This is a genomic window from Mucilaginibacter panaciglaebae (genome assembly GCF_039539265.1).
Lineage (GTDB): Bacteria > Bacteroidota > Bacteroidia > Sphingobacteriales > Sphingobacteriaceae > Mucilaginibacter > Mucilaginibacter panaciglaebae.
On sequence record NZ_BAABCV010000002.1, the window covers coordinates 93,652 to 104,856 of the forward strand.

Below are 11,205 nucleotides of genomic sequence, written 5' to 3' on the forward strand. Positions count from 1 at the left end.
TAACTGGTTATAAGTTATTTACAGCTAAAATTATTAATTCATCATATTTTAATCACGTATTTATACAGCACATTTCAGGTAATATTTGCTATTGCTCTTTGTAATGATGAGTAAGCCCACCATCAATCAAATAAGTAGCACCGGTAATATAACTTGCGTCATCGCTGGCCAGAAAAGCTACCAGATTGGCCACGTCTTCTGGCTTGCCGAGCTTTTTTAAAGGAATGTTTTGCAATACCTCGTTAAGCTGTTCCTTGTTCTCGAGTAAACTTTTATTAATGGGCGTAGCAATAGCACCGGGTGCAATATTGTTTATGCGGATATTGTATGGTGCCAACTCAGTGGCTAAGTTTCGGGTAAGCATTCTTAAACCACCTTTGCTCATGCAGTATACCGTAAAATGCGGAAATGCAATTTCTTCATGAACTGAACTCATATTGATAACCACACCTGGCTTATTAGCTTGCTGACAGTGTTTAACAAATGCCTGGGTACCCAAAAACACACTTTTTAAATTGGTATTCATTACCTGGTCATAATCTTTTTCAGTTATGTCGACGAAGTTATGCCGCTTTTCCATACCGGCATTATTCACCAGTATATCTAATTTTCCATATGCCGAAATTGCATCATTTACGAGTTTAATGGCATTAGCAGGCTGACATAAATCGGCCTCAAAAAAAACTACCCGGCGCCCTAATGCTTCTATTTGTTTTAAAGTATCCTCGGCGCGTTCGTCGCGCGCAAGGCCGTGCAAGACCAGATCTGCACCCTGTTGAGCGAGTTTAATGGCACAAGCAGCACCTATACCCTGACTGCTACCTGTTACTAATACTGCTTTTTGCTGAAATCTTTCCATAGTGTTAACCAGTACAATTATATATGAATTTGGTTTGCGGATGGATGGTCGCTTTATTAATACCCGTACTTCACGTAACTTAATTACATATAAATCAGGAAAGCAATTGTGACGATAAGTATTGGGCACACTGCCTAACTAACTGGCTTGTATAACAAATATTTTATATGTTGTATTGTATCCGGATACGTAAAACCATATAATGCATTTTGTAACTTACACCAACGCTATATACCATCATTAATCCCATGAAATATTTTTTTGTTACTATACTTTTAGCCTTAAACACTCTCGTCTACCCGCAAAAACAGAAGTCACTTATTCCATCAACACCCTCAAGAGCGGGCGACTACTTTTGCACCTGGAATATTCAGGGGTACTTAAGCAGTTACCTCTCAAGCCCGGCGCAGCGCGCTGAAATGACCGGAGCAAACATGTTTGGCCACGGCAAATTCCAAAACTGGGTTAGCTTTTATCCCAAGATCCGTAAGGATATGACCTTTGTGATGGATGATTCATGGGATATTCCGGTTAATGAAGACTCGCGCGACAACCAATATCTTGGAATGGTTGAAGTTAATGCGACTCGATTTCCGCTATTTACAGGAACACCGGCCGGGCGGATGAAGAAACTGGTGCAGGCGGTAAAAGCCGCGGGCTGGAAAGGTTTAGGCGGCTGGATATGCGCGCAGGAAGCGCCGGTAGCCGGTACCGTCGACCCTAAAACTTACTGGACCGAACGCCTGAATACTGCCAACGAATCAGGCTTTGCTTATTGGAAAGTTGATTGGGGCAAACAAAGCCGCAACGCTGACTGGCGTAAAATGCTTACTCAACTGGGCCGTCAATATGCCCCAAATCTGGTTATTGAGCATGCCACCGACGAACATTTTATCAGTATTGGCGATGCCTACCGGACATATGACGTCGAAAACATCATTGCGCAGCCCACTACCATTGCCCGCATTGCCCATGTTTTAAAATATAAACCAACGGGAGATGCCAAAAGCATTATTAACTGCGAAGATGAGCCTTATATCGCTGCAGGCCTCGGTTGCGCAATCGGTGTTATGCGGCATCCATTTGTGGGTAATTTACCAAATGGCACTATCGATTTTGTTTTTCCGCCGGTTGGCCGAAATCTTAAGCTGCGCCTGGATGAAGTAGTACGCGGCGTACGCTGGCACCGTATTGCCGAACCTTTTGGTATTGGTTCTGACAATTATCAAATCGACAATCAGCTTTTAAAGGATAAATGGACGGTAGGCTACCGCGATACCTGGGGATCGGCTAAAGTTGGCGATACTTTGAAAGCATCTGCACCTGCGCGGGTTAGTCGCGGGTTACCGTTACCACTGGTTTCAGCAACTGATGCTGCAAGGCCTTTTGTACTGTCATCGCGCTATGCTAACGGGGCTATTGCTATAGCTACCATCGGCCGCGGGCTTAACCATGAATATGTTACCGAGAAAATTACCATCGAGCAACACATTCCTGACATAAACCACCCTATTGGTATTTTTGGCGACTATGCATCATTGACATTAGTCTTGCCCCAGAATATCAAAGCCGATGACTACAAAATCTGGGGTCAAGACCTCGCCGGCGAAACACCTATAGATATCACCAAAAAAATCATCGTCCAAAATAACAGAATTACTTTACCTGGCGACGTGATCAGAATGGTTGGCCTATCCGCTAAAACAAAAGGCGACCTCTCTGACCCAGGATTGGTAGTGAAATTCATAAGAATAAACAATCATTTAAAAATTTCAAAGTACCTGTAGCGTTATTAGCTTTGTTATCGTTTCATCAACAAAAGCGCGCTGGCCAGCCGCATTATAAAAAAATCGAAAACGATGAAACACTTTAAACGCTTACAACACATTTTATTTGCCGGCTTGGTTTTAATTACCGCCGCCAGTTGTACTAAAACACATGAAGAGCCGGCCCCTATTATATCAGGGCTTGCTTTTATTGCTGCTTCTCCTGATGCGCCGGGGGTGACACTTTTTGTTGATCAGAATCGTGTGAATTATGACTCTGTGCGTTATTCTGCTCAAAGCGACTATCTGAACGCTTACTCAGGTAACCGTCAGGTATCTGCATATCAGGGTTTAACTAAAAAAGTTTCTGCCGATATTACATTGAAACAAGGTAAATTTTATTCGCTTTTTCTCACCGGAAGATGGCAAAATGCCGAATTTGTACTTCTTGAGGACAGCCTGGCTAAACCGGAAACCGGCAAGGCAAATATCCGTTTTTTGAATATGAGTGTGGGCGCGCCGTCGCTTGATCTTGGTTTGGATAATGGTACTACTTTGGTTAGCGGCCGCAATTACAAACAAAACAGCGGCTTTATAGCGGTAGACGGAAATAAAGCTTACAAATTTGTAATCAGAGAACATGGTGCAACGCAGGCAAAAGCAACGCTGACTGCAGCTACACTAAAAGCAGGTCATATTTATACAATTTGGGCAAAAGGCATATACACTGCAAGTGATACTACAACAGGTCCGGGCGGTAAAATCATGGAAAATTATTAAAAATAGAGCCTATACATGAGATTTAGATTATATAGCATGCAAATGCTTTTGCCAGGCCTGCTTCCATTGTTGACACTTCTGCCAAAACAGAAGTTACATATCCTGCACAGCAATAATTAATCAACAGCGTAGCATGGCGGAATAGGCCATGCTACCTAATTAACCGCCAGTGGGAAAACAGGAACTACCGTTAAATCAGCTTGTTGAAGGATGCGTACTGAGTGACAGAAAGTGCGAAGAATTACTGTACAAGTGTTTTTATGGCTATCTGGCAGGCGTAGCGTATCGTTATATCAGAGAACGCGATGTTATCCGTGAGCTTGTCAATGAGGCTTTCCTGCGTATTTTTAAAAAGATTGATCGTTTTGCTTTCGATGGACCGCCTGAAGAACTTGAAAAGGCTTTTAAAGGATGGATTGGTAAGATTATGGCAAACGTAGTCATCGATCGTCTGCGAAGCCGCAAAACCTTATTGTATATAGAGGACATGAGCAAGGAACAATTTAAAGATATCGCTATTGAAATGCCTGACAGGTTGGCCTATAACGATATAATTGCTTTGCTGGATTGCCTGCCGCCTATTCAACAACTGATTTTCAATTTATATGAAATTGAAGGCTTCTCACATAGTGAGATTGCCAAACGGCTAAATATGTCTGCATCCAGCAGTCGCGTATATCTTAGCCGATCAAAAATTAAATTAATGGCTTGCTATCGGCATCTAATGGAAACCAGCTATGGAAGATAAAGATTTATTCAGCGAGATCAGGGATGCGGCACATGAATGGCAAGAGCCTTATGAACAAGGTGCCTGGGAAGATTTCCGTCGTAATCGCAAGCGCAAACGTGGCATAGTTGTCTTTTGGCGCTATGCAGGTGTTGCCGCAGTATTTTTATTATTATTTCTGGGCGGAGTATGGTATACCAATCAACGGGAAATCAATAGTACCCATAAACAGGTAAGCAGGGTTAATACAAATCCAAACCAGCTTAACGTGTCGCAAAAGCCTTCTGATGCCGAGCCGACTAAAGACGCAATCGTGGAAAATGTGTTTCGACCGGCCGGTAAAAATCGTGCGCCAATGAGTTCTGTTCGGCGTCAATTGGTTAAGTCAAAAAAAACAATTAACGCGCATGTAGTACATCAGTTGAATGCAGCCGCGAACAATGAACTGGTAACAACAGATACTTATGGTAACCCCGGCTCTGGAAGCAATAACCGGCTTCAAACGCAGACTAGTCTTGACTCTACAGCTACCGCCATCTCAAGAAACAACACATCCAAAACGTTAATAGCAAATGCGCCGGTTAAAAAAGTTCCGCCTGGCAGCCATAGTCTATATGATAGCCTGACTAACCGTGTTACCGATGACAAAAAGAAATCAAACCACAACCTGACATATGCGCTTGCCATCAATCCGTCAGTCGGCAATAAAAAAATGAGTTTTGGTGCGGGTCTGGAAGTTTTTTATCCTGTCAGTGATCATCTGTCTCTGGGTAGCGGCTTAGGTTTTGCATCATTACATGCAGAAACCGAAAATTCCGGAGGCAACGCTATCATACAGTTGCAAGGCAGTAACCTCGACATTAACGGCATTGAATTGCCAATTAACTTTAAATATCAGCTAAGCGGCGGATTTTATGTGAACGCCGGGATATCGGCGGTGGCAGTTTTGAACAATCAACTGGCTTATCATTACTTTACACCAACAACCCAAACAATTACCCAGTTTGACGGCAAAGGCAGCCCACACCAGGCTATTCAACTGGCCAGTGCCAAAAGCACCGAACAAAGCAAAGAGCAATTAGCCAGCTATATTGGTTTTTATACTTTTTCGACAGGTAAAAAGCAGACTTTTGGTAAAAGCCAATTTAGTTTTGGCCCGTTTATCAAAATACCTTTTAACCCTATATCCTCACAAAATATTCGGTTTACCCAAGGTGGCTTTAACTTAAGTTTTAGCTTCTAATCAATAACCGGTATAAGCTCGATTTTGTGTACAACAGGTTTGTTAATAGCATAAATTTTATTGATCAGCACATCCATTTCTTTTTGCCAGGCATCGCGCAGCGCAACATAGCGCGCGCGGGTGTAAACATCTTTGTTAGCATTCAGGAAGATATCTTTGGCTGAATATTTCTTCACCGAGTCCAATGCGGCGTTGCTGTCATTGTGTAACAGTTTTTTTCCCTTCAAAAAATCGTACTCTACCCAAACATACATACGTATACGACGCTCAATGTCCCAACGTTCTTCGTTTAATTCACGGATTTGAATGGCCTGCTGATATTGTGGAGCGTTAGCGATATCGGCCATATTGATGCCTGACGACAACTGCGCGGCTGTAAAACTTTTCATACGTTCTCCGTCAATTACCAGATCATACCTACCGTCCTTTAAATTTTTAACGGTCAGCAGTTCCTGGTTAAACTCTTTCATAAAAGGCACCACCTTCAAAGCATCTGATTGCGGAAAACGGCTACCCCAGCCTCGGGGCAAAGTGTCGAGAGGGTATGGTAAAGATTTAGCCAGGTAGGTAAAGCTGATGCCATTATGAGTTAAGGCAATATTACTAACGGTACTATTAACTGCCTTTTCAACTTTCTTATCAGCAGCATTAACGCTTACATCGGCTACTACATCATTTGCTAAACCTTGCGCCTTTAAAAAAAAGTAAGCCATCACCAGGTGACCATTATTATCTGGATGGATTCTATCATTCGGTGTCAGACTAAAGGCTGTGTCGCGTGCTTGTTCACGTTTATTAATGGCGTCCATCGGGCGGTAAAAATTAACAAATCCCCAATGATTGTTTTTAGCCGATTCTTCCTGATGAGAAACAATTTTGGCTAACTGGGCGCTTTTACCCGGGTAATAATTTTTTGATGAGAACTTCGTCGTCTCGTCGTAAGGCGAGCCACCAATCAGAATTGTTCTGATCTTCGGCATCGATTTTAAACGGTTTTCCAGCTTGGTATAAGTCTCATAAGTATTTACCAGCCGCTTATCCATAAATTCCTGCGCGTCTTTTCGGTACCATTCAAAATAACCACTATCGTTCATGCCCCAGGTAAGCGTTAGCACAGTAGGTTTTTTTGAAAGCACATCGTAATCGAACCTGTCGGCCATCTGCTCTATTACATCGCCGCCAATACCGGCATTAAAACAAGTAATGCGGCGTGTTGGATAATGCGTCATGTAATACAGCCAGATATAGGCATGGTAACGCCCGCCGTCGGTTATGCTGTTGCCTACAAACACCACCCTGTCGCCTTGTTTAAAAGGTTGTATGGTTTGCGCTATTGCAGAAAATGTCAGGCACAGGCATAGCGCTATGATAATTGATCTCATGGAAATGATTATTAGGTATTAATTGGTTGGGCCAAATATAGCACAAGCATTTATTTAACCCAGAGCAGTAAGTATATTCGGTTATTATTTAGGTTGATTTGGTTGCAATTAAACCTCTATATTTGGTTGCTTAAAACGCCGGAGTGTATTAAAATATCTTAAGCAAAACAAAAACGCATTACATTTATTTTTATCATAATTATTAAACACACAACACCTCAATTATATGCAGGAATTAGATCCCAACGTTCTGAAAAAGGCACAATCATGGATTAACGGAAATTATGATGCAGATACTAAAGCCGAAGTACAGCGCCTTATAGACACCAATGCTACTACCGAATTAACCGACTCATTTTACCGCGATCTGGAATTTGGCACCGGCGGTTTAAGGGGCATTATGGGCGTTGGCTCTAACCGCATGAACAGATATACCATTGGTGCGGCCACTCAGGGTTTGGCTAACTTTTTAAAGAAAACTTATCCGGGCGAAAAGGTAAGCGTTGCCATAGCACACGACAGCCGCAATAACTCTGACGTGTTTGCCAATATTACTGCTGATGTTTTCTCGGCCAATGGTATACAGGTTTACTTTTTCCATGCCCTGCGTCCTACTCCGGAGTTATCCTACGCAGTTCGTCGTTTAAAATGCAAAAGCGGTGTAATGCTGACTGCATCACACAACCCTAAAGAGTACAACGGCTACAAAGCTTACGGTGCCGATGGCGGCCAGTTTGTATCGCCTTATGATAAAGCAGTGATGGACGAGGTAGCGGCTATATCAAGTGTGGACGATATCCAATTTGAACGTGTAAAAGAAAATATTGAAATAATCGGCGAAGAAATAGATCACGAATATCTGGATAAGATCACCGAGCTATCTGTATCTCCTGATGCTATTAAACGTCAGGAAAATCTAAGCATCGTTTACTCACCTATCCACGGTACGGGCATTACCTTGGTGCCTCAAGCCTTATATCGCTTTGGCTTCAGAAATGTAACGGTTGTTAAAGAACAAGAAACCCCTGATGGAAACTTCCCTACGGTGGTTTACCCAAACCCCGAAGAAAAAGAAGCCTTAACCCTGGCACTTAAACAAGCCGCTGAGATTGACGCCGACCTGGTATTGGCAACAGACCCGGATGCTGACCGCGTAGGCATCGCCGTGAAAAACAACAATAACGAGTTTATCCTGCTTAACGGCAATCAGACCGGCAGTTTGCTGATCAATTACCTGCTCACTGCCTGGGAAGAAAAAGGAAAGCTTACCGGTAAAGAATACATTGTTAAAACCATTGTTACCAGCAATCTGATAGAAGCTATCGCGAAAGCTAAAAACGTAACTTACTACAACACCCTTACCGGCTTTAAATACATTGGCGAACTGATGACCAAATTTGAAGGTAAGCAAACCTTTATTGGCGGTGGCGAAGAAAGCTATGGTTACCTTGTTGGTGAGTTAGTACGCGACAAAGATGCTGTAGTATCAGCCGCCTTTATTGCCGAAATGACCGCTTTTTATAAAGATAAAGGCAGCAGCCTGTTTGAGGCGATGATAGATATGTATGTGCAGTACGGTTTCTACAAAGAAAAACTGATATCTATTACTAAAAAAGGCAAGGCCGGTGCCGAAGAGATAAAGGCGATGATGGAAAAGTTCCGCACCAACCCGCCGGCAACTTTGGGTGGCTCAAAGGTGGTGAAGGTAAAAGACTACGAGCGACAAGTTGAAACAGATCTTACATCGAATACCGCCTCGCCTATCGAGCTGCCGGTGTCTGACGTGTTGCAGTTTGTTACAGAGGATGGCAGCATTATCTCTGCGCGCCCATCAGGTACTGAGCCTAAGATCAAGTTTTATTGTAGCGTAAATGGCCAGTTGGCCAGCAAAGAAGCCTACAAACAAACCGATGCCGGGTTAGATGCTAAGATTGACAATATCATTAAAGATCTGGGCGTATAAATTACATCGATACCGATCTTAAAACAAAGGCTGCCATTAATCCGGCAGCCTTTGTTTTAAGATCGGTATATTATAAAGTAAATACAAAGCTAATCAATTATGTTAATTATCTACGATATATTCGTAGATAATTAACATATTTTAACATATTACGAATTTATCGTAAATAAAAAATATTAATTTGGAGATTGCACAACCCTTGGGAATTCAAGAGTAAATTCGGTACCAACGTTCAGTTTACTGTTTACGCTGATAGAGCCGCCGAGACTCTCAATTTGCATCTTTACCATAAACAACCCTACCCCTTTACCTTCTACGCTCCAGTCAAAGCGCTTATACAGGCCAAACAAGTGCGCGCCATATTTATTCAGATCGATCCCTTTGCCATTGTCTTTAACTGATACAATTATTTTATCGCCTGATACTTTGCTGTTAATGTTTATTACCGGGGTAACTTCATCTCTACGATATTTAATGCTATTTACAACAAGGTTTTGCAATATGCTGTACAAGTAACTTTTCAGGATATACAATTCGTCAATAGCGTTAAAGTTACTGTTGACGACTACTTCGTTTTTGGCTATCATTTGGCTTATACCTTCCTTAATCTCATTAACTAATGCAGTCAGCGAAACCAGTTCTATTTGATCATTAATCTGACTGCGAAGCTGCAATATCTGGTTTAAATCAAGGATGACTTTATCCAGATTATTTACCGATACCGCCAAAGCTTCCAATGTTTCATTACTTTCGGCCCTGCCGGGTTCCGTATCTCCTAAAAGGGATGCCAAACCTTGTATATTAGCCACCGGCGCGCGTAAGTTGTGTGATATGATATAGGTAAACTGCTCCAAATCCTTATTACGTTGTGCCAAATCGGCCGTCATACTTTCGCGCTCAGATTCGCGGTTTTTCTTTTCTGTTATATTTTTAAAGGTCAGGATAACGCCTACGATTTCGTTCTGCTTATCGGTTACACCTACCCATTTAACATCATACCATTCACGCTCTCCGTCGGGCAGCTCAAAATTAGATTCATAAGCAACCACTTTATGTGCTTTTACTTTGTCAATAGCCTTGCGTACATACCGACGCCTCTCTTTGGGCAGATAATTGATGATGGGTTTGCCAATTTTTAAAGGCTTGCTAAAATGCCGCATCATGGCTTCACTCGCATTGCTATTACATGATATCACCTTCAGATCGGTATCAAACAATATGATGGCCAGATCAAGATTTTCAAACACCGTACGCAGGTTGGCTTCCGACTTTTGCAGTAGTTCTTCGGCTACTTTTCTATCGGTAATATTAGTATGCAACACAACAGCGCCTTTTTGCATATGGTCGGCCAGGGGTGTTACCACCATCATGTACCATTCTTTGCCACCCAGCGACGCATATTCCATTACAAATTCCTTTTTATTGCCCCGGATAATATCGCGGATACCTGCTTCAATTTTAGCGCTGGTAGCTTTATCTATACCAGTAGCGGTTTCAGATATCGCCAGATAACTATAGCCCAAACCATAGTTAGGTATCCCCAGGTTATTAAACAAAGCCAGTTTTTTCCATGATTCATTAACGGCAATGATCTTTCCCTTTTCGTTAATGAGTACGATGTTTGGTGGTAGCGCGTTTAAGATAGCTGTCTGCATTTCAGAAGCTTCCTGTATTTTTTCTTCAGCCAGCTTTTGTTCGGTGATATCCTGAGCGAAGCCTTTTATATGCACTGCTGCACCTTTACTGTCCCTTTCAATCAGCAGTTTGGCGTGCAGATGTTTAATCTCGTCATCCTTATATGTTTTTAACTTAAAATTAAGATTAACATAACCTGCATTGGCTATAGCCTCGTCCATCTCCCGTTTTATACGTATGGCATCATCCGCATGTACCTGGTTAAAAAAACTACTAAAAGATGGTTGGATCTCGCCAATCCTGACCCCTAAAATATGGTACAAACCCGGCGACCACTGTGCCACCTGGGTTTTGATATCGATATCCAAACTTCCTATGTTAGCAATATCCTCCGCCTCGCGCAAAAGCGACTCGTTGGCTATCACCTCGTTCATATATTTTTTCCGCTCGGCATCTAACCTGTTTTTATCCAATGCATTCTCAATGGCTTTGGGCAGGCGCTGCATACGGTCTTTTAACACATAGTCGGCTGCGCCGTTTCTCATAATCTCAACCGCAAACTCTTCCGATATGGTGGCCGTAATGAGTATAAAAGGAATATTCAGCTTGCTTTGCTTTAATATCTCAAAAGCTTCGATTGAATCAAAGGAGGGCAAAGAGTGATCAGACAACACAATATCGGGCTTATATTCATTGATAGCCGTGATGAAATCTATTTTATTATCAACCACAATCTTTTCAAATATCAACTCAGACCTTTTCAGCGTCATATCAACCAACTCGGCGTCGGTCGGCATATCCTCAAGGTGCAATATTTTTAGTTTGTTGTCCGCCACGGTATATTTTTAAG

The 11,205-nt window shown here is 42.3% G+C and carries 8 protein-coding genes; 5 read left to right on the forward strand and 3 right to left on the reverse strand.

The window, feature by feature from the left end; all coding sequences use genetic code 11:
• Positions 1 to 88 precede the first annotated feature (88 nt).
• Positions 89 to 859, reverse strand: coding sequence for an SDR family NAD(P)-dependent oxidoreductase (locus ABD772_RS02725; protein ID WP_345100894.1), 771 nt, complete (start codon positions 857 to 859; stop codon positions 89 to 91).
• Positions 860 to 1,107: 248 nt separating this feature from the next.
• Here ABD772_RS02725 and ABD772_RS02730 point away from each other — a divergent pair, with 248 nt between their 5' ends.
• The 4 genes from ABD772_RS02730 (at position 1,108) to ABD772_RS02745 (ending at position 5,375) form a co-directional block, all read left to right on the forward strand.
• Entirely contained in the window at positions 1,108 to 2,646 is a 1,539-nt protein-coding gene (locus ABD772_RS02730) for a hypothetical protein (protein ID WP_345100895.1), read from the forward strand.
• A gap of 72 nt (positions 2,647 to 2,718) precedes the next feature.
• Positions 2,719 to 3,405 (forward strand): DUF4397 domain-containing protein, encoded by a 687-nt coding sequence (locus tag ABD772_RS02735; RefSeq protein ID WP_345100896.1) that lies wholly within the window; start codon positions 2,719 to 2,721, stop codon positions 3,403 to 3,405.
• A gap of 169 nt (positions 3,406 to 3,574) precedes the next feature.
• Positions 3,575 to 4,153: an RNA polymerase sigma factor gene (locus ABD772_RS02740; protein ID WP_345100897.1), complete on the forward strand. Its 579-nt coding sequence runs from the start codon at positions 3,575 to 3,577 to the stop codon at positions 4,151 to 4,153.
• Positions 4,143 to 5,375 (forward strand): hypothetical protein, encoded by a 1,233-nt coding sequence (locus ABD772_RS02745; RefSeq protein ID WP_345100898.1) that lies wholly within the window; start codon positions 4,143 to 4,145, stop codon positions 5,373 to 5,375. Before ABD772_RS02740 ends, ABD772_RS02745 begins: the two co-directional genes overlap by 11 nt.
• Here ABD772_RS02745 and ABD772_RS02750 read toward each other — a convergent pair.
• On the reverse strand, positions 5,372 to 6,757 hold the full coding sequence (locus ABD772_RS02750; RefSeq protein WP_345100899.1) for an SGNH/GDSL hydrolase family protein: 1,386 nt from the start codon (positions 6,755 to 6,757) through the stop codon (positions 5,372 to 5,374). The genes ABD772_RS02745 and ABD772_RS02750 overlap by 4 nt on opposite strands.
• A 226-nt stretch (positions 6,758 to 6,983) precedes the next feature.
• Between ABD772_RS02750 and ABD772_RS02755 the strand changes: the two genes are divergently transcribed.
• Positions 6,984 to 8,720, forward strand: a complete 1,737-nt coding sequence (locus tag ABD772_RS02755) for a phospho-sugar mutase (RefSeq protein ID WP_345100900.1) — start codon at positions 6,984 to 6,986, stop codon at positions 8,718 to 8,720.
• Between the two features lie 176 nt (positions 8,721 to 8,896).
• Here the strand turns inward: ABD772_RS02755 and ABD772_RS02760 are convergent, their stop codons facing one another.
• Positions 8,897 to 11,191: a PAS domain S-box protein gene (locus ABD772_RS02760; protein ID WP_345100901.1), complete on the reverse strand. Its 2,295-nt coding sequence runs from the start codon at positions 11,189 to 11,191 to the stop codon at positions 8,897 to 8,899.
• Between the last annotated feature and the right edge of the window lie 14 nt (positions 11,192 to 11,205).

Excerpts from the sequence above, each read along its gene's own strand:
- ABD772_RS02725 (WP_345100894.1), bottom strand. The coding sequence starts at position 859 with ATGGAAAGATTTCAGCAAAAAGCAGTATTAGTAACAGGTAGCAGTCAG.
- ABD772_RS02750 (WP_345100899.1), bottom strand. The coding sequence starts at position 6,757 with ATGAGATCAATTATCATAGCGCTATGCCTGTGCCTGACATTTTCTGCA.
- ABD772_RS02730 (WP_345100895.1), top strand. The coding sequence starts at position 1,108 with ATGAAATATTTTTTTGTTACTATACTTTTAGCCTTAAACACTCTCGTC.
- ABD772_RS02755 (WP_345100900.1), top strand. The coding sequence starts at position 6,984 with ATGCAGGAATTAGATCCCAACGTTCTGAAAAAGGCACAATCATGGATT.
- ABD772_RS02735 (WP_345100896.1), top strand. The coding sequence starts at position 2,719 with ATGAAACACTTTAAACGCTTACAACACATTTTATTTGCCGGCTTGGTT.
- ABD772_RS02745 (WP_345100898.1), top strand. The coding sequence starts at position 4,143 with ATGGAAGATAAAGATTTATTCAGCGAGATCAGGGATGCGGCACATGAA.